The organism is Dyadobacter soli (assembly GCF_900101885.1).
Taxonomy (GTDB): Bacteria; Bacteroidota; Bacteroidia; order Cytophagales; family Spirosomataceae; genus Dyadobacter; species Dyadobacter soli.
The window spans coordinates 20,528-46,861 of record NZ_FNAN01000006.1 but is presented as its reverse complement, the minus strand read 5'-3'; the positions used below and the strand labels follow the sequence as shown (position 1 = coordinate 46,861).

The window sequence follows — 26,334 nt, the reverse complement described above, 5'->3', positions numbered from 1 at the left end:
TGTAATTTATGGATTATAAACCGTTAACAGAACTGCTCAAAGATGAAAAGGCGTGCAAAGCTATTTTCGATCTGATAACCGCCGGCTGCGGCCCCCCAGAATATGGGCAAGTAGAAGATTCCGAGCTGGGGAATATAACCTTATGGGAAAAATATGGAAGCGCAACTACAAGGCACATCCATATCACGTATGATGGCAGTATCGAGCATTACTTTGGTGACGAGCTTGAACCGGTTGGCAATGCATTTAAGCTCGTTGACCAAGTCCGTCTACTTAATAATTCGGCATAGCAACGGCAGTTCATTAATAATCCGATAAAATGATATTGCCGGTACCTAGCTTGGATGCCGCTCATTCCGACCAGATTTGTAGAAGTAATGACTGATTATTTGGGAAGTTGCTTCCATCGCAGGAATACAGCCTAATCGCATGACTTGAAAGTAACTTTCAGATTTGATCGTAGACTATCCCACAACTATCTTTATCCGCACCACCTCAAAGTACAAGACTGGATTTTTAAACCCTTTGAGTTTGGTTTGATATTCGAGATGCTGCCTTTCGAACCGAAGTGAATCGGGGTTCTGTAAATTAGTTTGCGGCGATCTTCTTCGCATACACCATTCACCAAGCAAATCGTACAGAAAATCGCTCTTGCTTATCATAAGCAGGAAAGCCGCAATCAAGAAAAGCAATATTCCATTTAGTTTTGATCTCATGTGAGCGGGTTAGTCCATTTCGGTCAATATCCTCTTAGCTGAATCGGATGCTATTACAAGGCCCGCCGCAGACATTATTACGTCCTTGATTACCAACCTTCCTGACCCCGATAAATATGGAAACCCATGATTGGCACTTCCTAAATCAGGCACATAGGTTTCAGGTGTTGTGATCAGAAACGAAAGCGTGACAAGCGACATAACAAAGGTTAGCAGGCCACCAATCCATCCTATTTTGGGAAACCAAATCCCAAGCAATGTCAATGTGCCGATCAAGACAATCATCATCCCCAAGCCATAGGCAAACATATAAGTTGCGTTTTGCTTATGCCACCGTATATTGCTAGGAACAAGTTCGCCTTCTTTGTTTTTATGCGCCGAATACTGCTCGGGATGATTGTAGAAAAAACGCATTACCGGGCTGTTGGCAACAAACGGGACAATACCCTCAGCTTCGTATGGAAAGGACTTCAGCCCACCAATCCAAGCCATAACAATAAATACGGCAATTCTTAAAAAGTTTGTAAACTGATGGTTGGTGCGGACCAGAAAAATGAGAACTGCTTTCATACGCTAAATTTTAATCCTGTATACACCAAATGGCCTTTTTAATTTATCAACCCCACTATGGAACCAAGGCATCAGATGTATTTGAGAGCTGGTTATGTAGAGATAGCCATCTTCGGAAATACTGTAACTGTCTGGCCATAATAACTTATCATTATCTCTAACAATGGTTTGCACTTTCAGATCGGCTGTGATTTTCAGAATTGAATTCTTCTCAAGATCGCCCATGTAAAGGTTACCCTGCTTATCAAATATCATCCCGTCAGTTGCAGCTACCCGTCCCAAATCTTCTACGTTCTTATTTAAAACATCGTTACTTGTTTTAAACTGTCGTAGTAGCGCTGTTTTAATTCTGTACAAGCGGTTGTCCGTTAGAGGCTTATAGTACAAGTATGAATGGTCTGGTGTAAGGGCGATCCCGTCCGAGTTTACTTTCAATGCAGATCCGTCGCCTTTTTTCAGCTCAGTTCCAAGAGGCGAGAAATGATAGACCGGATCCGATTTGACCGAAGTGGAATGGGCCAAAACCATTCTTGATTCCCCGGAATTCAAGTTTAGGACTACAATTCCCCCGGTATTTGAATTGGTTACATAGGCATAGCCAGACTGATTATCCACTTGTATGTCATTGAGATAAACGTCTTCGCCTGCAACAGTTGCCGGGAAACGATAAATCCGCTCTACCAAATTAGTCGCCAGGTTAATTTTTACTACCTTATTACTGTTTTGGTACACTTTGCCAAGGCCGATGCCCGCAGCGTCCACGACCCACAAAAAGCCTTTGTCATCTGCCACAACCGCCTGCACGCAAACAAATTTGTTTTGCCCGTCTTGGCCCTTTTTGAAGCTGTTCCATTCTGCATTTGGGTATGGCGTTGGTCTTCCATTCTTTACTTCAACCACGGAATGGGAATGGGTATCAAGCCAATAGGGATAATTGATAAAAAGTCTATTGCCCCCAGTTATCGCTACACCGGTCAATTGATAGGTACTGTCGGCAAAAACCTGCTCCAACTTCGGTTGGGTCTCGCCTACTGCCGATTCCACACGTTTCAAATCTGACGAAAGCTGTCCATTGCCAGCTAAGACTATCGCTAACGTCAAAAAAACTATACTCTTCAAAATCATGTCTAAAAAATTGTAGTTGATGAAATGTATTGGTAGCGCTCAGATCAGTGGCCGTGCGCTGCAAGACTTACTTCCTTCCACTGTTGTATATCTTCTAACCGTTTTATATATACGTCATTCATTACGTGATAAGCAATTTTTCCAAGCAGCAACCTCTGCGGCGGGTTGTTGCTATCAATGAGTTCTAAGACCGGCTTGACGGTTGCGTCCGGCTTGCCCCAGGTATTTGGATCTTCCCCACTTTCCGCAAAAGCGGCACGTACCGGACTATAATCTTCAATCTCTGCCGATGTCTGCACCGACGAAGCCCCTGCCCAATCTGTCGCAAATCCGTTAGGTTCGATCAAGGTAGTTTTGATTCCCAAATGGGCAGTTTCCGAACCAACGGTTTCAATCAGACCCTCCACAGCAAATTTAGATGCATTATACAAGCCCAGCAGCGGCAAAGTCGTCAATCCAAGAAAGCTGGAAATCTGAATAATGTGCCCTCCCTTTTGTGTTCTCATAATGGGTAAAACCGCCTGTACAACCCACAATGAGCCGAAGAAGTTAGTTTCCATTTGTTCCCTCGCTTGTGTTTCCGTGGTTTCTTCGGTGGTTCCGAATAAGCCAAAACCCGCATTGTTAATCAGCACATCGATCCTCCCAAAGTGCTTTTCGACTTTCTCCACTGCATCAAAAACATCGGAGCGATTATTAACATTAAGCTGTAATGGTAGGATATTGTCTCCGTATTGATTGTGCAAATCATGCAGGGCAGACAGGTCCCTTGCTGTCGCTGCTACTTTATCGCCTCTTTTCAAAAGCGCTTGCGCCCATAGTCTTCCAAACCCTTTTGACGCGCCTGTGATAAATATTATCTTGTTCATTGTTTCAAATTTTGGTTGTTACCTGATGATACAAAGGTATTTGACGAGTAGAGGGGATTTCTGATCCATTTCAGCGGAAGAATAGCACAGATTTACGTTTTGCTCAGAATAAACTGAGAATATCTGTTGCTACCCTCATTTTACAGGCTCAGACGTTACCATAGGCCAATCGCCCAGAAAAGTAAAAATATCGGTTCCAAGCCTATGGACGGGGATTTTGCCTGCGATACCAGGAGGGAACAACACCTTTATATTTTTTGAATATGCGATTCAAATGACTTTGGTCGGTAAAGCCAAACTCATAGGCTATTTCATTGATGCGCATGTCGGTGAGAAGCAGCCGGCTTTCAATCAGTTTCAGCTTATACAGTATAATGTATTGCTGGAGGCTCTCGTCGGTATGTTTCTTAAAATACTCACCGATATATTTGGGCGATAAATTAAAATGTCCGGCAATATGTTCCGCTCTAAGTTTATCCGGCTCAAAAATATGTTGATGCAAATAATTAAGTATCGGCATCACCGCAGAAATTTTACCTTCGAATGTCTCCGTTACCTGTAAGGTGAGGTTTCTCGCCGTATAGGTTATGATGGTATTGATCAGTTGCTGGATGATCTGCTCCGGATGCGGACCAGGGTTATCTTTCTCGCGGTTTAGCGCTTCCACCGCTGCTCGTACAAAAGGTTTGTCAGTGGTGGTTTTTAAAACGCAGCCCGGCAAGTGGTTATGACTGTGGAAAATGTATTCCAGGTCCCGGATGTTAAGGCTGGCTTGATCTTTCAGGTATTCGTTGCTGAACCTAATGAAGAAAAAACGGGTAAACGTGTCGACCTGAAAACTATGTCTGTCTTCGGGAAAAATAAGAAACAATTTATTAGCCGAGTATGCTAGTTGATGGCCATTTATGCTTTGAATACCGGTACCGTCCAATATAAAAACCATCTCAAAAAAAGTATTCTGGTGGGATTTTGCAATGTAATTCCCGGTTTCCAGCAATTCGAGCTCGTAGGCACCATGTAGATTTCTTTTCTCCATGCCTGCAATTTTACAAATAATACCGGTATATATCCTTGTACTTGCCAGGGTTTGATACTGAAATTTGCTCAAAAATTTTACTATGAGCGATTTCCCATATTTCATGTTACGCCTGGTTGCCGGCGTTAGCTTTCTCGGGCACGGGTTGGTGCGGTTACCAAAACTCCCTGCTTTCAGCCAGTGGATGACTGGCCGTTTTGCCAGTTCAATGTTGCCAGATGCGCTGGTGACACCTTTCAGCTATGCATTGCCAGTAGCAGAATTCATCATCGGGGTACTATTGGTTCTTGGGCTATTTTCTCAAATGACCATCATCGCCGGGTTTGTCGTCATGCTTTTGCTCATGCTGGGTACCTGCCTGATCGAGAATTGGGAAGCACTTCCTTCACAAATGCTTCACGCGCTTATTTTAATTGTACTCTTACAATTTATTGTCTCCAATAGCATCTCGTTGGATAATGTTCTAAAAAAATAACATGGCTTATTATGAAAGACAGACGGACATTTTTAAAACAAAGCGGGATTCTGACAACTTCGGCACTTCTATACAGCGGGACTGGATTGTCTGCAATGGCCCAATCAGAACAAGGTACCTATACTCACGCTGCACAAAAAGGTTCGAGATGGCTGGATGGATCCAGATTGGTCGTTTCAGTTTCAATGCAATTTGAAGCGGGCGGCCAGCCTGAAAATGCAGAAAGCCCATTTCCCCAAAATATGCAGAAGGGCTACAAAGACTTACCCGCAGAGACCTGGTACCAGTATGGGTATAGGGAGGGCATACCCCGCATGCTAGACAATTGGGATAAACTAGGCATAAAAGTCACCTCTCATATGGTGGGAGGCGCGGTGCTCAAAAATCCTGAGCTAGCAAAAGAAATTGTACAGCGTGGCCATGAAGCGGCAGCGCATGGAATGAATTGGGCCACCCAGTATACCATGCCTTACGCCGAAGAAAAAAAGTTTATTGGGGACGGCGTGGATGCAATTAGAAAAATCACGGGCTTCAACCCGATCGGCTACAATGCCAATTGGCTCCGTCGTGGAGAAAATACATTGAAAATTTTGCAGGAATTAGGCTTCTTATACCATATTGATGACTTAAGCCGGGATGAGCCATTTATTCAGAAGGTAAATGGAAAGGCTTTCGTAACTGTCCCCTATACGCTTCGTTGTAACGACATTCAACTGATTGAAGGGAAGAATTTCTCGGTTGACCAGTTTATCAACCAGGTAAAAATGGAATTTGACCAACTGTATCAGGAAGCGGCAACCCGGAGAAGACAGATGTCCATCAGTTTTCACGACCGTATAGGCGGAACGCCACAGATGGTACAAGCTACAAAAGAGTTGTTCACCTACATGACAAATCAACCGGGAGTAAACTTCAAACGCAAAGACGAAATTGCCCGTATGGCTCTGGAAGATAAAACGACTATAACAGAGTGATCGTAAGCAAGTATGGAGAATTTGGAATTGTGAATAAACTGGGAGATAGAATAGGTTTAAACCTTCGATAAGGTAAGATTGGTCGTAAATCAGTATCGTTAAGCCCAGACCTATATCCCACTGCTAACCATGGGACATGTTCGCATGTAAATATGTGCTATTAATCCCCACATTTGGACTATTTAATGTTGGGTCTTCAAGCGAGCTTTGTATTATAAAAATTAATACGGACGTCGATTCCTTCCCATAATTCCGAATAGCACCGACCGGAATGCCGTAGTGGATGTGGCATATCTAGCCAACTCCCATTTGAGGTGCTTTAAGGATTTTTACAGGAAGGTCTCCAAATCAAAAGCCAATGAAGCAGCAGCAAGAACAGCACCTGGACATCAGCGCGGTACTCGCCTTCATGCTGATCCCCCTCGGCGGGTTTGCCACCGACATATATCTGCCATCCTTTCCATCTATGGCGTCGGATTTGGGAGTAGGGGTCGGGCAGATACAACTATCACTGCTGCTGTTTATGGTCAGCCTGGGCGTTAGCCAGTTTTTTGCAGGCGCCGTGCTTGATAGTTTTGGTAGGTACCGGATCAGCATGGGTTCACTGGTCGTCTTTTCGGCAGCTAGTGTAGCGATTGCAATAAGCCGACAGATCGAGGTTATTTATGCTATGCGGGTATTACAAGGACTCACTGTATCCTTGATTATAGTTGGAAAACGGGCTTTTTTTGTGGACTCCTATTCTGGTGAAAAGCTTAAACACTATACCAGTTTGTTTTCAATAGTGTGGGCGATTGCACCCGTCGTTGCCCCCTTTGTGGGCGGGTACTTGCACAACCAGTGGGGATGGCAGGCAAGTTTCTATTTTCTTTCTTTGGCCACAACATTAATTTTCTTCCTCGAACTAAGTTATTCTGGCGAAAGTCTTAGGGAATTAAGAGTATTCCAGTGGAAGCCGATTATAAAAACCTATGGTAATATGTTAACGACTGCCGATTTTGCCTTGGGCGTTGTTATTGTTGGGCTCAGCTATGCTTTACTCGTCATTTTTGGGATGACAAGTCCCTTTGTGATTGAACATGTTTACGGATTTTCTCCGGTCATTTCAGGATACAGTTCACTGCTTTCCGGTACGGCAATGATGAGTGGCGGCATCATTTCTAAGCTGCTTATGAACTACCCTCTTAGGCAAAAGCTATATGTTGCGGTGACATTACAGCTACTTCTTGCTGTGACCATGCTTGCCGCGGTCCGATTAAACGACAACCTTCCTGTTCTTCTCATGTTCACTTTCTCCCTGCACGTCGGTTCCGGATTTATTTTCAATATTATCTACGCCTATTGCCTGCAAAGGTTTACACAAAATGCCGGAATAGCCAGCGGAATTACAGGAGGAGGGGTGTACCTGATTAGCTCGCTAACCAACTTTGTGCTGACACACTTGATACGAATTGACCGTGCCGAGCCGCTTGTGTATGCTAATTTGATAATTATAACCGGCTTGGCATTAGTTATCCCCGTCTTCCTGAAAGCATCGTTTAATCTCAGAGGGCGTCAAATCCAAATTTCAAATCCTTAAGCAATGCCTATACCCTGCCCAACGAATCCGGACCGACAACTCCCACATGTTCTAATGCTTTTCAATTCCTGCTATTAATCAGGCAAATACTTGACCGGGATAACGTTCCCATCCATTTTGCAGGAACGGAGTGGCTTGCCTGCCAACCGGACTCCTATGACGTCCCCGCCACCAGCACGGTCTTTTCATTGCTGAATTTGTTCTTTGTAATACAAACGCCACTAATCGCTCAGGCTCGCAGTTAGCAATGTTTAACACTTGGTGGCACTAATTAGGTCGCGAAGTTTTTCGAAATTCGAGTGGTTTCATCCCGGTTTCTTTCTTAAACAGCCGCGTAAAATACGATGCATTTTCAAACCCGAGCAGGTATGCGATTTCAGCCACACCATGGTCTGCCGACCGCAGCAGGTTTTTGGCTTCGCCGATCAATGCCAGGTGTATTAATTCTAATGCCGTTTTTCCAGTTTCCTGTTTTAGAAGGTCACTCAGGTACCGGGGTGAGACAAAAAGTTGGTCGGCCATGTACGACACGGAAGGCAAACCGTTTTCCGACAGTTGGTCGCGCAAGTAAATTTGCAAAGCTTCATTGAACCGCGTTACCGTTTTGCCCGAGAGCTGTGTACGGTTGATGAACTGTCTTTTGTAAAACCGCTGGGCATACATCAAAATCGACGCCACATGCCCCAGCATAATCTCACGGCTGTATTCGTCTGGATTATTGAAGTACTCTGTAATTATTTTCTCCTGTAAGTCCCGGATCGTGGCTTCCTCTTTGGCCGACAAATGCAAGGCTTCGTTGACCTCATAGTCAAAGAAGCCGTATTGTTTTAATGTTTGGAACAGAACGTGCCCGTTCAAGTAATCCTCATGGATGAAGATCATAAAGCCCGCTTCCTCGAAATGCAGGTCTTTTAGCTGAATAATTTGCCGGGGCTTCATAAAGTACATAGATCCGCTGGTATGGTCGTAGGGCGTACGGCCATACATGATTATACCGGATTTTAACTTTTTAAATGCCACCACATAAGCATCTACCGTAAATTCACGGTCGCCCAGCGGGCACGATTGCTGACAGCCGATCAGGCTGAACAGCGGTGTTTCGGGTGCCTCCCAGCCATTGTCCTTATGCAATTCGCTGAGTGTCTTGAAATGTTTCATAGTCGTTTCCCAAAATACGTTTCTTGCTGCCCGGCTCAGGAACAGGCCGGGCAGCAAGCAGCTTTTTTATAATTGATTTAACAATCTACATGGTAATAATGATTTTGCCTACTGTACGGCCGGTTTCCTGTTGGGTATGGGCTTCGGCCATTTGGGAGAAGGGATATGTTTCGTAAATGTGCGGTTTGATCACGCCTTTTTCCAACCGTGAAGCGATTTGTGCCATATCGTCCCCGTCTGATTTGACCAGCATAAAATAACCGTTGATACCTCTTTCCTTCGCCTTTTCGGTTACGTGTTCATTGATGCCTGTAGGAATGCTGATAATTGTGCCGCCTGGTTTAGTCACTTCAATGGAATGGTCGATGTTTTCGCCGCCAATCGTATCCAGCACAAAATCAAACTCTGCACCATGCCCGACCCAGTCATAGTTGTGGTAATCAATGTGGTGATCGGCGCCGAGCTGCTGCACAAATGCTTTATTTTTTTGTGACGAAGTTCCTGTCACTTCTGCTCCCAAATGTTTGGCAATTTGCACGGCGATATGCCCAACCCCGCCCGCCGCAGCGTGGACCAATACCTTTTGTCCGCTTTGTACTTTGGCATTGTGGACCACTGCCTGCCAGGCGGTCAATGCTACCAACGTTGCGGCGGCGGCTTCTTCAAAGTTCACATCGGTCGGCTTTAATGTAAGTTGGTTTGCAGGGGCAGCCACATATTCCGCATAAGCTTTACCATGGCCCGGGAAATTGACCATTCCGAAAACCGCATCCCCTACTTTAAATTGGTCTGATTTGGTATCAGCGACCACACCTGCAATATCCCATCCCAGGATCAGCGGCCGCTCGGTTTTGATCCTTCCGTAAACCCCCTTTCCCTGCCGGCTTTTAGTATCCACAGGATTGATACTGATGGCTTTAACTTGTACCAAAACCTCGCCTTCGCTGAGCGACGGTTTTTCAATTTCAATATATTCGAATTGTTCTACGCCCCCAGGCGCTTTTAATGCGATTGCTTTCATTTCTTGAATGTGTTTGTTAATAGTTTATTGCTCCAACGGCCCGGCAGCCGGGAAATCGATAGGAATATTGGTGTTAGCGTAAACATAGTTGGTAAATGTGCGCAGCGAAATTAATGCGATCAGTTCGATCAAGGCTTTTTCACTGTAACCTTGTTCAAAAAAGCTATCCAACAGATCCGGGCCAGCCTGGCCTTTGTTTTCGGCAATGGATTGCGCGAGCAGGATCACCGCATTTAGCTTTTCAGTTGGATAGGCAGCCTTCCGGATCTGGATGGTTTCCGCTTCGGAAAAGCCGCGCATTTTTGCCAGGGCTGTATGGGCGGCAAGGCAGTAGTTACAGTCATTGACTTGGGAAACGATCAGGTTGATGGCTTCTCTTTCTTTCGCCGAGAAGCTGCTGCCGTGGGCAAGCGCATTGTCGGTTTCCAGCATGGATTTTAATGCCGATGAAGAATAACCGATTGTTGCATAAAGGTTGGGGACTTTGCCCATCTTTTTCTGGACCTGGACTAAGATATCCTGCGAGTCCTGATCAAGTGTATCTAATTGGGGAACTGCTATCGTTCTCATGATTTTGTTCTGCTTGTTTGATAGAACAAAGGTATGTGCCCACCCTTGGGCAGAATAGCCCGTATCAGCGGAATAATAGCACAGAAATACGCCGCAATACCATACCATATGTATAACTTGGAGTTATGTCAAGAGAGAGAGAATCTCACTCCCAACTTATTGCATCTTTTACCGATAAAAAGAGAATGTTGCGGCACATGAACTAGCATGCTGATTTCACCTGATCACCTGGCAAGTCACCAGCCAATCCAATAAATGCCACACTGCGGACAGCCGCAATTTAACATTAGGGGAGGAGACAGACCGACAAAGAGTTTCTACCCAACAAACCAGACATTCAAGTAAGCAAAGAATCCGCAACCAACCAGGCCGTTGCCCGTTCACGCTGGGGTAATGAAAAATTGGATTCTACGGTCTATAACAGCATAAACACTTCCGTGCTGATCGCGAACGGGAAAAATGATATTATGATGCCAACCGAAAATTCGATCACACTTTTCAAGCTACTACCCAATGCACAATTAAATTTATATCCAGATTCCGGGCATGGATTCCTTTTTCAATACCCCAAAATAGTTGGCGCAGATTTTAACCATTTCCTACAAACGACAGACTAAACATCGTCCCCAAATTACGAAACGTATCGTAATAGTGTTATCATTAAAATATACAATATTATCGATCGATAACCTCTATTTTTATTAGTATATTACATTTATTTTTTGTTGTATAACTTACATTATGTTAAATAAATGTTTGCGAGCGGAGAGAGCGTCAATTACCCGCTCTCACTTCTAACTTAAAGTACGTCTCCCACCGGCTTTCCCTAGACCACCGTCGCTAGCAGCGCCTACCACCGGCAATGCAGTCTCCCAACAAATCTTGAAATTCTGCCCCATCGCCGAAGGGTGTCTCGCTCCGCAAATGGGGCGATAGCTATCGTTATAGATCTGGATCAACTCAGGTCCCCAGGCTATCAGGATCGGAAAGGTCGACGACAAACATAAGCTCACACTGGTACGCAAACTTTGCGGCCATTCATTCACAGGCCCAAGGGCCGTTTTTCGACCAGTCCATCGAGCGTATCAGTTCACCCATCTGACCACCGCCAGAAAGGAATTGTTCGTCATTATAAGAAGCGGGCATCATGCAGTTTATGTTGCGCGGGTTATTACGCTGCCGGTAAATATAAAATCACTCTCGATCAAAGTATTAGTGGACATCAAAACTCATTGTAAATGACTGTGGCACAATACCAACGATATGTATCCATTGATCAAGGAGGACAATAAGTAAATGTAACCCAAAGCTCCTTTTAGTATTAAAACCTGAAATTTTAATACTAATCCTCTATCGTTCATGTCCTCAGTGAATCCTAATCCTCCATCAAAAGTTGACGAGGAGCCATTTGATTACGCGAGTAATTCACAGATCAAAAACATCTTTCTTCAAATTCCGGGCGGTTATCGTTATCGCCACCAGTCGCTGGAAAACGACGAGGGTTTCTTAGGCCGGAAACAAATTATTGATTCATTTCAGGACATTCTGAGCAGCGAAAGCAGGAAGGGAGTTTACCTTGTGACCGGCTACCGGGGCATGGGAAAGACGAGTTTTGTAAAGCAGGTAATCGGGCGGCTGAAAGACAAAAAATCGATCGATAATTTAAATGCGAAAGGTTGGCTTGGAAAGTTTTGGGGAACGACTTTCCGGGTAAAAGAAGATAGTAAAATCAGGGAGTTTTACATCAGTCTTGCGCAATCACAATTGAAAGACATTGATATCCTGAAACATATCGTCAATCAAATTATCACCGGACTGGAAAATACCCAGCAATACCACATCGCCAGATGGTCCAGCCTCGTCAACGTCTTTGGTTGGCTGTGGCCGCTGATTACGATCCTGTTGATTGGAACCAACTTTTTCCTGGTCAGTGCAAACAACACCGACAATTCGAAGACAGTGATAGAAAACCTGATAGGAATTGCGGTTCTGTCAGCTATCCTGGCCATGTTTCTTCATAAAATAATTTCATGGTCAAGTACAAAGCTCGCATCGCTGAAACCTGGCATAAAGGCAGGAGCTATAGCCACAATGCTGGGACTGGCAGGAGCTGCTGTGTACGTGATCAACAATGTCCTGCCTGACTTTTTCGGCAATTCAGAATGGATATTAAAGAATTATAAAAAGGGAGGAATCCCGGATTTGAATCCCGTATTGTCATTTCAGGGTCTATCCATCATAGTGGCTACCGCGCTATTAATTTTATTAATGTTAAAATTACTATCGAAGATTCCCGTATTTGTCGACAAAAAAGTACCCATAGCCCGAATACACGAAAAACTAAAAACGCTTCAGGATCGGTGCAATGCCCAGATCACCAAGGAAGATCAATTACAGGAAAGTTTTGCGCTATCCCTGTCTTCTCTTTTTAACAAACATCAAAAAGTTTATCCGATCGCCAACCCCCGTGAAATTGAAAATGAGCTGATACAAATTATCGACGACCTTAAAAAACATTATCAATACATTTTTGTATTTGACGAGCTGGATAAAGTAGACCCGAATTTCGACAATGTTACCGATCATGTTGCAACAGGTAAAGACGATAATGCCGGCAAAGTCACTTACCTGAACGACCTCCGTGAGCGGCGTCATTTAATTACGAATATTCTGGCTTCGCTCAAATATTTTATCAATGAAGCCGAGGCTAAATTCATTTTCATCGCCGGGCGGGAAATGTTTGAAGCAGCATTAGCCGATATATCCGACCGCCAGTCTTCTATCAGCAGTATATTTCATAAAGTGATTTACGTCGACAGTTTTCTGAAAGACAGGACCGACAGTGAAAACCAGGTTGCGGCTATCGGAGGCCTGGTCGAGACATTTTTACGAAGCATTCTTCTTAAAAATCACACCCAACAAAATGACTTTTTTACGCAGTACTATAAGTATCTGACCGACGAAAACTACAGTGCTGACAAAGAAAAAGAAAACACGCCGGACAAAATTCCTGACAAAGAAAGGATCTTAAAAACCAAGGAAGCCCGCAAGATTATCTTTACCCTGCAAAACTTTCTGGGATATCTGGTATATCGCAGCAACGGCTCACCTAAAAAAATCACTAAACTATTTGAAGAATATGTCAAAGAGGTCGATTTCGAAGAATATTTAAAAGAGAGGGACTATCGGTTTTACCCTGCTGAAATGTCGAAAAGTATTGTTTACACCAGTCATTCGAATGAAAAGCGAAGACACTATCTTCATTTTTCATACCTGGATCAATACAAGCTGGGTTACACGGCCTATTTATTCCAGCCTTTTCTGACGATGAACAGTTCGTTTATGAAAAGATATAGTGATAATACACTTGTTTCCATTTCATATCTGATCGACAATTTAATCAAGTTTCACCCCTTTGCATTTTCTGCACAAAACCTGGAATTGCTCCCGGAAATTCTGGCCACCAGCCGCACACCCATATCGCGTCCATTCCTCGAAGACCTGGTTTCATTTCTTGCCCAAAATCATATCCGCAAAACGGAATCCGGACTTTATGAATACAAGTTCTACGACCGCACGCACAACGAAATCACATTCATTTCCAAATTATTCGAAGACGAGGCAGCCGCTTTTAACTTTACACTGGACGAAACATTCTCGATCAAAACACATTTGCAGGCCAAAATCCGGCATTTGCGAACAGCGCACAATGGGTCGAACGCAACGAGCCCGATCATCTCCATTGTTTTTCTGAACAGGCTGCTCGGCGATGTACGGTTCCAGGATGAAGAATATCAGGACGCAATTGTGTCGTATCAGGACGCCTTGCAAATGTTCACTCAAAGTCCCATTCAACAGCCCAACCAGATTATCAGCTTTATTCTTTTAAAACTCAAATTAGGTTTGACATATGAAAAAATAAAAGCATATGAATATGCACTGGGGCATTATGCGGGTGTAATAGAAAAAGGGTGTGAGTTGCTGAAATCCAAAAACAGCGAACGTCAACTCATTTACAGAGAACTCCTGGGACTTATCATGCAAGCTTTTCTTGCCACTTTATACTTGCAGGAGAAATTGCAGGAGGGTTTGACTTTTCAAAAAATCAAACATAATGTCAATCTATTTTTCAGGTTACTGGGAGGTTTCACACATGATTATGAAAACAGGGATATGCTTATGTCCTCGTTTTACAGCGGGATTGGCACCGCTCTTTATTTTAAAAATATGGTTTTACCACAACAGGTAAATGTGGATCGCAGATCGGCAAATAATGATGCAAAAAAGGTACAAGATGCATTTGATAATACACGATCATGTTTTTCATCGCACATTGACTCCGAATTAATCAGCGTGAGCGAGAAAGAAATTAATGTGCTAAGAAATCCCCGAGCGGTGAATACTGATACGCGTCTCTCTTTGTCCGCTTACATTTACTACAAAAGCGCCATCAAAACTTTGATAGGAACCGGCAAAAACGGATTACCTGAAATATTACGTGCAAGCTGGAAAATGATTTCTCCAATAGCAGAAGACGAACCGACTTACAGAAGTTTACAGCATACACGCCGCCTCAGCAATTTAGGCCATGCCCTGGCGAAAATGGGTGATTATTTACTTCCAATCGTTAAAACGGAATCGATACGAGTCATCGACGCAATTGGCTGTTTCTATTTCCCGAAGGGTGAGGAGTCGAAGAAAGACCAGATTTTTGAATCACGGAATAGATTCTATGTTGAGTATCTCAACAAAGTAAACGTAATGAAGAAAGATTTTGACCATGGCCTTCATCCACGTTTTCTTATTCATTTGTATTATTTGTCCGCATTGTTCTATTTAGAAGCTGGGGACCGATCTAATGCAGTTTTCCAACTTCGAAAGATAATTCATGTATTAAGGGTGGTAAAACTGAAATCTGATCCGCAGACATCCGTGTATTCAGTATTACTCTGTCTGGAATCAAATGTAATTCGGCGAATATTGGAATTATCAAGCCTAATGAGTCATTCTTCTGACCGGCCACAATTAACCAAATTCAAACGCTACTTTGATATTAACACTTATCGGACGCCTCATGATTATTCAAACGAGCTTTACGCCAATTTGTCCAACAATCCTGACACTAAAGAAACGATACTGGCCTATGCACTCTTGAAGATCAAGTATCTCAAAATGCCTACCAAGTTAAACTCGTGCGTTTTTCAATCGTTAAAAACTTATTTCCGTGAAATTCCAGAGCATAAATTACTTTCTCCCTACAACAGCATCAGCCACCAGATCACCCGATTGATGGAACTGGAACTACATACCAGGATTAACTATCATATTCTGAATAACTATCTGTCGGAACTCATCAATCTGCAATATACCGTTAATGATCAGGGATCGGGACAGACTTATTTATTTCAACTCTTCGGAAAAGATTCACATTGGGAAAACGACTATTTCCACGCCAGTAAATTATACGATTTAAAAAAACCCGGCACATTTCATCCTTCAGCCAGACCGGAGAATGAAGCGCGCATCAAAAACCTGATTACCAAACTCAAAAAAAGCCTTGACAAATGCAACTGGTTTGATGATTATTTGGATATCGTTGTCAATTCCGTATTTAACCTCACGCAAATGAAACGTACGCTGGATACTTTCGGCCATAATTACATTCTCAGCTATGCATTCCTGGCGAAGGTTCATCAGGATCTGGGGATGTGGCTTAAACACCTTCATCTCTGTTATATCATTGCGAATGAACGCGGTCTTGGAAACAAAGTCGAGCGCAAATTGCATGACTTACTCGGCTACCAGGATAGCATTACGCTGGATGCTTTGACGGAAAGTCAGATGGCTGTCCAGTTTTATTATCTCGCCATTCAAATGCATAAGGAAGGAAGCATTTATCGCAACAGAATGAATAATTTAATTTATCTGGAAGACGATTTTAACGATAACCTGTATCACTTCGGCGCGGCATTGGAGAGACAAAAAATAAGCTCCGGAACTGTGCGGAAAGCAATCAAATATTTGAAAGCCGATCTTCATAAAGCCAACATGTACAAATACAGCACTTTCATTGGTCATGCCTGAGTTTTGTTTGAAATACTGATTTTTAGACAACAAAAACGGCCCCGAATTCAGGACCGTTTTGCGTTTGGTTTTGGTTTGTTGCTGAAAATCTTTGCGCTTACCGGATAATCATCCTAAGCGTTTCCTGAGCACCCTGGCCGGTTGTAAACTGAATGTAGTACAGACCAGGCGCTACAGTTGTTTTGGTTTCAATATCCCAGCTATTGTCAGCACCGGCCTGTTTGGCGCGAATGCCGACCGGGTAACCTGTGATGCTGAACATTTTGAGTGAGCTGATATTGGCATCCGCGGCCGAGAAAGTGAACTTTCCAGAAGCAGGATTGGGGTAAACGGCATAGCTGCTTGTTTCGCCTGGAACTTTCACCGCAATAATCCGTGAGAGCTCGGTCGTTCCGTCAAAATCTTTTTGTTTTAACCGATAATAATAAGTTGCCCCTTTTACAATGGGAATCGCAAAAAGTAAATCTTATGGCGTTGTTTAAGACTGACTGGCCAGTTGTCTGCTTTATCTATCAAGACATATACGGCAATGACATTACGACAGAAACAGACGAAAATTACAGTATTAGAATTTTTGTGGGCCGCAATGAATTACGAGGTGATAAGTAGTGTCTGCTACTCCTTTTTTGACCTCGCCCAGCCCTCTATCTCTATTCCTTCATGCCTGAGATAATTATACAAAGTGGCCTTACTCCCTATCTTCAGTTGATCGCAGATCTGTTTCGTCGTGTATTTTTTGCTTTGGTATAAAATCGCAGCTAAGCTTGCTAACTCCTTAGACTTCTTCGTAAGACCTTTTGGCCTGCCTCCAACTCGGCCCCTTGCGCGGGCAGCTTCCATTCCTGCTAATGTCCTTTCCATCAAAATCTCCCGTTCATTTTCTGCAAACACAGAGCGTCCGCCTAAATCAATTCCATAAGGCACGCCCAGGTTTATATAGAATGTGGGTGTCCATGCGGGGAACATCTTTACTGTAAAACTTTCGCTTGTAATATGTTGTCTGGTCAATTCTTGTGAGGATTCAGCGTAAAACTCGATAAAGTCGCCTAATTCTTCGCTGGGTGTCGCGAAGTCATAGATTTTTCTAATATTCTGAAATATTTCAACCATACTAATCTAAAAGTGTATATCAACCAGATTAAAGCATATTGGTAAATAACTGTTCCATTTCATAAGACACTGATTAATAACCAATTACTAACCGACAGAAGATCCCAAAACGACCAAACTGTTCAAAATTGAACATCCGCACCAGTCATTCGCCTCGTTTGCACCTTAACAAATCGAAAAAGTACGAAAGAGCGGTTGCTCATTCAGACGAATGATATGATGAATTGTAGAATTAAGCGCAACATAATTCTTGCACGCTACGGGAGACTATTTAAAGGCAAATTCTAAATGTTAGAATCTTAAAACCAGTCCACATGTTACGAAGTGTTTCGTAAATATAATTTCTATGAAAAAGATAACATATATACCGTTCTGGTCATGATGTGGTTACAATAATTATATTTTACTTTTGTTGTATAACTTTTCTTATGTTAAATAGAATCTTAGAAAATGTCAACCGTTACCCTTTTGAGTGGCGGAAACTTCGTTTAGTCACCGTTAATGGGAAGTCCATGTAGCGGATCTTTTGAGCATTGGGGTTCTGCCGCCTTTCTTCGCATTTGATCATATAGCTACTACACTGGATTAAAGCCGATCTTGGCAAGATAAAATTTGGCTAGTTTTATTTTTGGCTGTGTGAATACAAAAACTCCATTTGCGGTCTTTACCCAAATCCTTCCGATTAGCGCACTCTATTATCCGGCTTCTGTGTGCGCACAAATTCAACCTGGTAGCCTGACATTAACGCTCGAGCAGCTGTTTGCCAAATGGAATACAGATGATGCGCCAGGCTGCGCTGCTGGCATTGTTCAGGGCGACAAGCTGGTTTATACAAAGGGTTCGGACGAGCATATTTGGAAAACAAAATTCTCAATACACCAGCTACGGTGTTCTACATGTGCTCCGTATCCAAGCATAGGCGCTGTAATAGCTCAAAAGAAAGCGCAAGGGTTCGGCCTCTGTAAACCCGAGAATTGACCTTACAGGCAATTCAGAAAGGATAAGTTACAAGGATAGACAATGCTGGAACACGCAAGGCCAATATGCAGGCAACTGAACTGGCCGCGCTGTACCGTAGTAAAGATATTACCTATGCCCAAATAGCGGACAAACTGAATCAAACCCATTAACAAACGAGGCTCAAAAGTACGTTCATATTTCAGTTTGCCCCGACAGTATTCCTATGGTCCGATATCATATCCGCTTGGAATTGCGTCAACCAAGCATCTTCATTTTTTCCGACAAATCGACGATATTTTTTACTTTGAGTTTTTTGTAAATGTTTGCTTTTATAGTACTAATTGTACTTTCCTTTAGTTCTAGCATTTTAGCTATAGCAAACACTTTACTTCCATCCAGCAGGAGTGGCATTACAAGTCTTTCCCGGGCCGATAATGCCTGTAAAGGATTGTGATCTGAAGAACTTACATTCGATATTATTTGCGAGAGTAGTCGTTCCTGTATTGTTGTACTGAAATAGGTTTTCGATTCGAGCACCATATCGATCGCGATCCGCAACTCGTCGCCGGACGCTTGTTTGGACAGAAAGCCATGTGCACCGGAAGAAACCGCCGGGAGCGCATAAGTAGCCTCGCTCATCGACGAATAGACCAATATCTTACCTACCCGCCCCGTCGCGCGCATTTCGCGGATCGTTTGCATACCCGCGCCGGGAATGCCTATTTCAATAATCGTCATATCAAAAGACTGGTTTTCAATCACATTCATGGCTTCTTCCAGCTGCGCCGCGAGCATCACCCTGGCCTGTGGTTTGTGGTCTTTCACTTCCCGTTTAATGGCCGCCCGCATGAGTGGATGGCCGTCGATCACGAGGATTTTCATAGGTAAATCGTGGGTTATAGCTTATGAATTGGTGTAGTAAAAAAATGACGGTTGCCCGTAACGAACGGGCAACCGTACATGCTCCTATTGAATGTGGACGAACTTGTGTGTGTGAACAGATCCGTCCGTGTGCGTTATGTGAACTATATAAACTCCTGATTCAAGCCGAGAGACATCGATACTGCCTGATTCTACCGGTCCTGAACCATAAACCCTGATACCCGAGAGGTTATCGATACGAACCGATTTGACCTGACTCCAGCTGGTCACTTTGAGGTTGAGCGTTGTCGCTACCGGGTTTGGATAAATGCTGCTTTCCAGCTTGCTGTCGAAACGCACGCTGCGGATACTGCTGAATGCAAAGCTGCTATCCCGGTCGATCATTTTCAAGCGATATACGATAGCGCCAGCCTCTGGCTGGTGACCGCCGTTAGCGCCAACCTCCGGTTGGTGATCGGTAAAGCTGTACGCGTTCCGTACCTCGCTCTCCCCTGCCGCCTTCACGCTTCCAATCACCGTCCACGTCTTGCCGTCGACACCGCGCTGCACCTCGAACCGGTCGCTATTCGCTTCCCCGGCAGTAACCCAGCTCAATTCCACCACATTTTCACGCGCGGTTGCCAGGAACGACACCAGTTTCACCGGAAGCGGAGCATCCCAGCGTACCGTGTAAGGCACCGGTGACGACTGTTCGCCCGCCTCATCCAGGTAAGCATATTCGAAGGTAACATTGGTATAACCCGTGCCGGTCAGTTTGATGGCCATCAATGCCGGGTCGTAGTTAGGAATCACCTGTCCTTGCGTGACGAGCGCACCATTGTAATACAGCTCGGCCGTGCCAGGCAACGCCGTGATCACCACCGTACGGTTTTTGGCAGAACCATTCAGTGTGCCATCTTCCGTGTCGTTTCCGGTCAGCTGGTTGGGCGACGATGTGCCCGATCCTCCGCTGGAATGTGTGCCGTTCAATGCAATGGTGGCATTAGGCACCGGCTGATCGATAAGGAAATCTTTCGAATCGGCCAATGGTGGCTGCTGGATACCGAAATTGGCATTGCTCACATTCTGCCCTGCCACTGCTACATTGGTCAGGATACCGTTTACTGCTTCGTCGCTGCCCACGCCTGCACCCAGATTTTCGCCGGTGTTGATCCAGCCGTCGGGGAGGTTAGCGTTGGTAGAGCCAGCCGCATTCTGGTGCAACACGATGCTGTAAGTACCCGCGGCAGTCGCACCGAAATCATAGGTACCATCCGCATTTACCGCCACCGTTTTCACGGCCGCTCCATTGGCATTCACGAGTGTTACGTAAAGTCCGTTCGGCAACGTTTGCGCATTACTTGCATTCACCGTCACATCTTTCAGCCCGTTACCGTCGTGGAACACATTCCCCGACAGGTTTGCAGGCGCCAGACACGCCTCTGGCGCATTGATCGTCACATTCACGGTTCTCACCAACTGGCATTGGCCTACATTGTCGGTCACGGTTACGGTGTAAGCTCCGGCCGCATTGGCGGTAACTGTCGGATTAGCTACAAATGCGTTGGAAAGGCCTGTGGCGGGGCTCCATGTATAAGAATAATCGCCCGTTGAGGTTACAGTCAGAGGCAATGTACCCGTGCTACCCGCGCAAAGTACCAGGTCGCCGGCAGTGGCCGTAATCGTGTTTGGGTTCACTACTACTATCACCTCCTTGTAGTTGCTGCAACCGGTCGCTGTAATAGTTTGGGTTAAACGATAGGTGCGCGTTCCCGAACCGGTAATCGTCGTGGTAGGGCTGTTAGGGCTCCCCACACCGGCAACCGGTGTCCATTGCCAGGTGCTTCCCACGGCAGGATTGGCCACTGAAAGGGTCGTCGTACCGCCTTCACAAATAGCGGTGCTACCCGTAATATTGAAATTCGCAGGTGTATTGACGGTAACCACGATCTGATCGGTGGTGGTACAGCCGTTGACAGTCACTGCCACCGTGTAAGTAGTCGTAGTCGTCGGTTTCACGGTGGGCTGCGCAACAGTGTTCGCACCAACAACACCGGCACCGGTCCACGCATAAGTAGCGCCGTCGATGGCCGGTGTACCGATCACCACCGATTCGCCGGGGCAAACGGCTACGTCCACGCCTGCATTGGCGGTCGGGGTAACTGTTACTGTGTCTTTGAAAACACATCCGCTTGCCAGGGTTACGGTTACAATGTAATCTGTTTTGCCTGTCACGGTCGCTGTTGGGTTCGCGGCAGTAGCATTGCTCAATCCGGTAGCAGGCGACCACGCGTAAGTGGCGCCCGCCGGTGCGGCAGGGTTACCTGCGGCGCCGTAACCGATCTCGATCGGACCTACCGGACAAAGTGTTTTGTCGGTCAGTTCCAAAGCTGAAACCGCGTTTACAGTTAACACAACCTGATCGGCGATTGGTGTTGCACAGCCCGGATAGCTCACTTTCACTACGTAGGTAGTTGTTGTAGAAGGATTTAGCACAGTGGGATTAGCGGCTGTGTTGCTACTCAAACCGGTAGCCGGCGTAACCCCATCTGCCAAAAACCATTCGTACTGCGCAAAAGGCTCCGCTGCATTGCCCAGCTCGATCGCCTCACCTTCGCAGGTAATCTTCGCTGCTCCCGCGTATTCGCCGGCAGTTACCGAGTTACTGAGTACCACTTCGTCCGTCGCGGTACAGCCCGATGCCGGATCGGTAACTGTCAATGTGAACGTCTGCGGTGTGCCCGATGCGAACTGCACCTGAGGCTGTGCATCCGTCGGCCCGGTACCGTTAGCCCATGCTGCATTGGTCGGCGTCCAGGCATATTGCCAGTTGGTACCAGCCGGTGCCGCGGAACCTAAGGTAATGGTCGCTCCGTTGCAAACGGTCCTGTCGTTGCCTGCGGCCGCTACCGGGGTGGCTACATTTACAATAACGGTATCCCGACTTTTACAACCGGAAGCGGTTTCAGTGATCAGAATGCGGAATTGGCTACTGGTATTGACCGTCGCGTACGGGTTGGCAATGGCTGCATTGTCCAGGCCGGCAGTCGGGGTCCATTCGTAGGCAAATCCTGCCACCGGCGTGCTGCCGATGCGTACCGGCGTGCCTGCGCAGGCATATTTGTCCTCCGCGGTAAATACCGGCAAGGCCCAGCCCGGCGGATTGATTGCAATCGTTTTTACACAGCTGATAGATGCATCGTATTTATTGGTAATGGTCACCGTAATGGTCGCCTGCGCCGTCGAAGTAATGTTAACGGTCGCTGCACGGGCATTGTCCACCAGGTTGGCCGGGCTCCATGAGAAATTATAGTCGGATGCATTGCTCAGCGAGGTGCCCAGTTTCAATGCAGCTCCTCCGAACACTTTGGGACACCCCTGACCCGAAAGCGTCACGATTTCGAAATCACACGAACCCGGACCACCCGAGCAAGGCTGTACCGATACATCCGCGCTGCATTGTACGCCATTCAGGCTCACGGTGCGGCGGAAAGTAGTAATACCGGTGTTGCTTTTCAGGTAGGCATTTTTGCCCCCTTCCGAAGTTTGCAGCACCGCGCCACCTCCGGAAACCACGCTCCAGGCGTAGGTAGTACCCGGCGCATTGTCTTCGTCGATATGTTTGCTCCAAACAGGGCCGCAAACGGTTTCGTCCTGATCGGAAATGCGGTTATTGAGCACGGCTACTTTCACCTGGTCGGTAAATGTACAGCCGGTTTTCACTGCGGTAACTGTATAATTGGCCACTCCTCCCGTTACACCGGCAGTACCCGCATTGAAAACAGGGTTTGCCACCTGCGAGTTGTTCAGATATTGTCCGGTAGTCCAGGTGTAGGCAAATGTATTGTCGGCAGTGCCGCCGAGCGTTACCGAACTGTTTTTGCAAATGGTTTTGTCTTCCCCTGCGAATGCGACCGTTCCGTTAGGTGCTGCAACGGGAGTCACGGTTACGTTGGAAACCGAAGAACAGGTACCGCCGCCCTTGCGCTGCACCGTTACCGTCACACGGTATACGGTTGTCACGGTCGGATTGGCGATTGGTTGCGCACAGGTGGTGCAGCTGAGTGTGGTGATAGGGTCGCCCGAAATGCGCGTCCATGCATAAGATACCATCGGACTTACCACCGGCGCAGTACCGATTTGTACGCCGCCTGTTCCTTGGCAGACAGATTTAGCAGGGCCCGCGGCAGCTACCGCAGGTACTATCGTCACCTGGTCGATATCCACACATCCGGCTGCGTCGCTCACCTGCAATGTATACGTGGTCGCCTGTGTTACGGCCGGGGTTGTCCACGAAGCATTCGTGGCCAGCGGTGTACCATCGCTGGTGCTCCCCTGGAACCATTGATAAGTAAAGGAACCTGACCCGCCCGTCGCCGAGCCATTGAGGGTAACCGTATTGGCGGGCGCGGCACAAACATACCATTGCGGGCCATCCGCATTAGCCACCGGTGCCGCATTGGCGCCGATCACTACCTCTGCTACCTGCGATGAATCGATCTGCGTCAGTGCGCAATCCTGGCCATAGATTTTAACCAGACGGCGATAATAGGCAGTAGTTTGCGAAGCTTCCGGCTGTAAATTTCTGAATGTTTCACCTGGAATATCCTGCCACGGGCCGGTAGCCGCGTCGGCTTTCTGCCATTGGAAATACAGCTGGCTGCGATAGCCCGCCGGTGCGGTAATGCTTACTGTATTGCCCGTAATCACTCCGGGGATACCCAGCACGCACGCACTTTGCGACATAGGTGTTAAGTTGCTGGCCGAAACCGAGAGGTCGGCTGGCAATGCGTTCTGGTTGAACTTGACGATCATTCCGTCCGATGTTCCCTGCAATCCGGACTGATGGCTACCTGGGGTGGCCAGGGCGGCACTAAACGTCGTGAACCCGAGCAAAATGCCTCCGTCGCTCGCCAGTGCCATATTTGATGTATTTGGCATCATGGCGTATTGGCCAGCGGTTGTTGTTCCTCCCTCATTTCCGGCGCCGCCAAAGTAGGTTCCCCAGAGTCTTTGCCCGGTAGCGATGTTGAATTTGTTAATGAACACATCTGCACTTCCGCCAGGCGTTGACTGATAGGCACATTCGCTGGCCAACCCACCTCCATTTGCGGTCGAGCTCCCGATGATGAGCAAATTACCCTGGCCATCCAACGCGCCATCCAATGCCCTCGCATAGTTCGTTCCGGTTGATATCGCCCCCAGGTATGTGCCGCTCAGGTAATGGCCTGCCAAATCGAAGCTGACCCATATCGCGTCGCGGGCAGCTGCCAGGGTGGTACGGTATGCACCGGGCGAGGCTATCCCGAAAGATGCATTGGTGCTTCCCATCATGTGAAGCCTTCCGTTTGCCTCGTCGACTTTCAATCCGGTAACCGAGGAATTGAAAAACCTGGTCCATATCCTGGCACCCGTGCTGCCATTAAATTTACCGATATAGCCCGTTTGGACATTGGCTCCCTCGCCAACACCCGACGCGAAACCGGCATCGTCCGTCTCGCTCGTGCCAGAACCGCCCACATAAATGTTACCGTCACTCCCCAAATCCAGCGCCAGACCCGATTCAGGTCCCAATGAAAGCGTTTTTTCGGTCGGACCAGCTATGAATGTCCCCCATTGTCTTACGCCCGAAGCATTAAACTTCACCAGATAGGATGTATTACACCCGCCGTCCGTCCGGAATGCACCCGGCGTGGCAATATCACCGGGTTGGGCAGTGGGTAACGGGAAAATGTTAAGGGAACTTCCACCAAGCGCATACAAATTACCTTGCGCGTCAACCTTGATATTTTCAATAAATCCGCCATGAATATTGGTTCCCGCTCCTCCATAGTAACTGGCCCACGTCCGTTGACCAGTTGCGGCATCGAACTTTGCCAGGAACGGTATTTCTACATTGGTGCCCGTCAGTTGGTTATCAACATTATAACTCGCCTGATGTGCCCCGGCTGTCGCCAGCCCTTCGCTATTCGACTCCCCACCGATATAAACCTGGCCATTCCGGACGGCAATCGCATAAGCCTGTTCCGCATTAGGCCCGCCATAATAGGTGGCCCACTGCCGTACTCCCGCGCCGTTGAATTTGGCGATAAAGAAATCGTTTCCACCCGCCAAAGTACCCTGATGAGCGCCATTAGATGCGATATTAGCGGTACTGGAAGTGGTTCCCACCGCGTACACGTTACCGCTTTCATCGGTGTCGATGGCCGTGATGGCATCAGAACCCGCCCCACCGTAATACGTTGCCCATTCCAGGTTGGGTGAAGGATCGATAACGAGCGTCTGGCGTTTGTCGTAGGCTGGAACCTGAAATGCAAACAGGTTTTGCCCCAAATTTTTGTAAGACACTTCCAGCGGCTTACGGTTGCTCCCTACCCAGCTAGCCGGGATATGCTCCCGCAATGGGCCGTTACCGGTTTCCATGACAATGCGTCCGTGGTTGAGGGCCACTTTTTTGCTGCCACGGTAGCGCAGCTGAATGCGCGCGGGATCGGCGCCGGGATGCACGATGAAATTATATTCTACTTGCTTGCCCGATTTCGGATCCGCGACAAATTCTAGATCGATCCCCGGGTAAATACCCGTATAAGTAACGCGTTGAAAATCGCGGACATCCCGGAATTCTCCACGCTCATTAATCACGTTGCTCACTGCGGGGCCGGGCTGGTCGGCGGCCAGTGCCGCGTGTGGATTAGCTCCTACCAGCTCGATATCCACGCGGTGAAACTTGCCCGAGTGTTCATTTTGGCGGAGATGGGTATCGTAACTGAAACCGCTATGCCGCAGCTGCACCTTGAGCGGACCATTTTGGAGCAGGTATTTTACCCCGCTGTTCGGCTTCCCGTCCTGATCGACGAGCTGACCTTTGTTTTCGATAAAGCCTGCGCGGTATGCGTTGACAGACTTTGAGGATGTGTTTGGCACATCGATGGCTGTTTTGCCTATGCGCGGCGGTTCCGGCAATGCCGGTTTTTGGGCGCAAACGGCAAAGGAAGTCCAGCCGCTGATGACCAGCGAAAGTAATAATCTTCTTTGCATAGAAGTTTGGATTTGAATTAAACTGATTTTTGGGGAATGCTAGTGGGTATTCATAAATGTATGGGGATTAAAAAGGGCAGGTGTGTATAGCGTAATACTCGTCCGACGCCACATGAAATAGAAAACGGTAATATCTATACGTAACCCCTGACCCGGGTAGTTTACACTGCTGCACGGGCTTGATATAT

The 26,334-nt window shown here is 46.6% G+C and carries 16 protein-coding genes; 5 read left to right on the top strand and 11 right to left on the bottom strand.

Annotation, left to right across the window (positions count from 1 at the left end):
* Window positions 1–8 precede the first annotated feature (8 nt).
* Window positions 9–290, top strand: coding sequence for a hypothetical protein (locus BLQ88_RS10515; RefSeq protein ID WP_090149046.1), 282 nt, complete (start codon window positions 9–11; stop codon window positions 288–290).
* Window positions 291–725: 435 nt separating this feature from the next.
* Here BLQ88_RS10515 and rclC read toward each other — a convergent pair whose 3' ends face one another.
* The 4 genes from rclC to BLQ88_RS10490 all read right to left on the bottom strand — a co-directional run bounded on the left by rclC (window position 726) and on the right by BLQ88_RS10490 (window position 4,316).
* Window positions 726–1,286: a reactive chlorine resistance membrane protein RclC gene (gene rclC, locus BLQ88_RS10505; protein ID WP_090149043.1), complete on the bottom strand. Its 561-nt coding sequence runs from the start codon at window positions 1,284–1,286 to the stop codon at window positions 726–728.
* 3 nt (window positions 1,287–1,289) lie between these two features.
* Window positions 1,290–2,411, bottom strand: coding sequence for an L-dopachrome tautomerase-related protein (locus BLQ88_RS10500; RefSeq protein WP_090149042.1), 1,122 nt, complete (start codon window positions 2,409–2,411; stop codon window positions 1,290–1,292).
* Window positions 2,412–2,455: 44 nt separating this feature from the next.
* The gene (locus BLQ88_RS10495; protein ID WP_090149041.1) at window positions 2,456–3,280 is read right to left on the bottom strand and encodes an SDR family NAD(P)-dependent oxidoreductase; all 825 of its coding nucleotides are present in this window, start codon (window positions 3,278–3,280) and stop codon (window positions 2,456–2,458) included.
* Window positions 3,281–3,482: 202 nt separating this feature from the next.
* Window positions 3,483–4,316: an AraC family transcriptional regulator gene (locus BLQ88_RS10490; RefSeq protein WP_090149039.1), complete on the bottom strand. Its 834-nt coding sequence runs from the start codon at window positions 4,314–4,316 to the stop codon at window positions 3,483–3,485.
* A gap of 82 nt (window positions 4,317–4,398) precedes the next feature.
* Between BLQ88_RS10490 and BLQ88_RS10485 the strand changes: the two genes are divergently transcribed.
* The 3 genes from BLQ88_RS10485 to BLQ88_RS10475 all read left to right on the top strand — a co-directional run bounded on the left by BLQ88_RS10485 (window position 4,399) and on the right by BLQ88_RS10475 (window position 7,344).
* Complete coding sequence (locus BLQ88_RS10485; protein WP_090149038.1) at window positions 4,399–4,791, top strand: DoxX family protein; 393 nt, start codon at window positions 4,399–4,401, stop codon at window positions 4,789–4,791.
* A gap of 11 nt (window positions 4,792–4,802) precedes the next feature.
* Window positions 4,803–5,765: a polysaccharide deacetylase family protein gene (locus tag BLQ88_RS10480; RefSeq protein ID WP_090149036.1), complete on the top strand. Its 963-nt coding sequence runs from the start codon at window positions 4,803–4,805 to the stop codon at window positions 5,763–5,765.
* Between the two features lie 358 nt (window positions 5,766–6,123).
* Window positions 6,124–7,344: an MFS transporter gene (locus BLQ88_RS10475; protein ID WP_090149035.1), complete on the top strand. Its 1,221-nt coding sequence runs from the start codon at window positions 6,124–6,126 to the stop codon at window positions 7,342–7,344.
* Window positions 7,345–7,611: 267 nt separating this feature from the next.
* On the opposite strand, the gene BLQ88_RS10470 is transcribed toward BLQ88_RS10475, so the two are convergent.
* The 3 genes from BLQ88_RS10470 to BLQ88_RS10460 form a co-directional block, all read right to left on the bottom strand.
* Window positions 7,612–8,502, bottom strand: coding sequence for a helix-turn-helix domain-containing protein (locus BLQ88_RS10470; RefSeq protein WP_090149791.1), 891 nt, complete (start codon window positions 8,500–8,502; stop codon window positions 7,612–7,614).
* Window positions 8,503–8,587: 85 nt separating this feature from the next.
* Window positions 8,588–9,523 (bottom strand): NADP-dependent oxidoreductase, encoded by a 936-nt coding sequence (locus tag BLQ88_RS10465; protein ID WP_090149033.1) that lies wholly within the window; start codon window positions 9,521–9,523, stop codon window positions 8,588–8,590.
* A gap of 24 nt (window positions 9,524–9,547) precedes the next feature.
* Window positions 9,548–10,093, bottom strand: a complete 546-nt coding sequence (locus BLQ88_RS10460; protein WP_090149788.1) for a carboxymuconolactone decarboxylase family protein — start codon at window positions 10,091–10,093, stop codon at window positions 9,548–9,550.
* Between the two features lie 1,359 nt (window positions 10,094–11,452).
* On the opposite strand from BLQ88_RS10460, the gene BLQ88_RS10450 reads away from it, so the two are divergent.
* On the top strand, window positions 11,453–16,177 hold the full coding sequence (locus BLQ88_RS10450) for an ATP-binding protein (RefSeq protein WP_090149032.1): 4,725 nt from the start codon (window positions 11,453–11,455) through the stop codon (window positions 16,175–16,177).
* 97 nt (window positions 16,178–16,274) lie between these two features.
* Here the strand turns inward: BLQ88_RS10450 and BLQ88_RS10445 are convergent, their stop codons facing one another.
* From BLQ88_RS10445 to BLQ88_RS10425, 4 genes are all read right to left on the bottom strand, one after another.
* Complete coding sequence (locus BLQ88_RS10445; protein WP_176884965.1) at window positions 16,275–16,541, bottom strand: T9SS type A sorting domain-containing protein; 267 nt, start codon at window positions 16,539–16,541, stop codon at window positions 16,275–16,277.
* A 251-nt stretch (window positions 16,542–16,792) separates the two neighbouring features.
* A complete protein-coding gene (locus BLQ88_RS37025) occupies window positions 16,793–17,287 on the bottom strand; it encodes a serine integrase family protein (RefSeq protein WP_090149029.1) in 495 nt (164 codons plus the stop codon).
* Between the two features lie 1,215 nt (window positions 17,288–18,502).
* Entirely contained in the window at window positions 18,503–19,129 is a 627-nt protein-coding gene (locus BLQ88_RS10430; RefSeq protein ID WP_090149026.1) for a response regulator transcription factor, read from the bottom strand.
* A gap of 84 nt (window positions 19,130–19,213) precedes the next feature.
* Window positions 19,214–26,146 (bottom strand): DUF7948 domain-containing protein, encoded by a 6,933-nt coding sequence (locus BLQ88_RS10425; protein ID WP_090149024.1) that lies wholly within the window; start codon window positions 26,144–26,146, stop codon window positions 19,214–19,216.
* Window positions 26,147–26,334 lie beyond the last annotated feature (188 nt).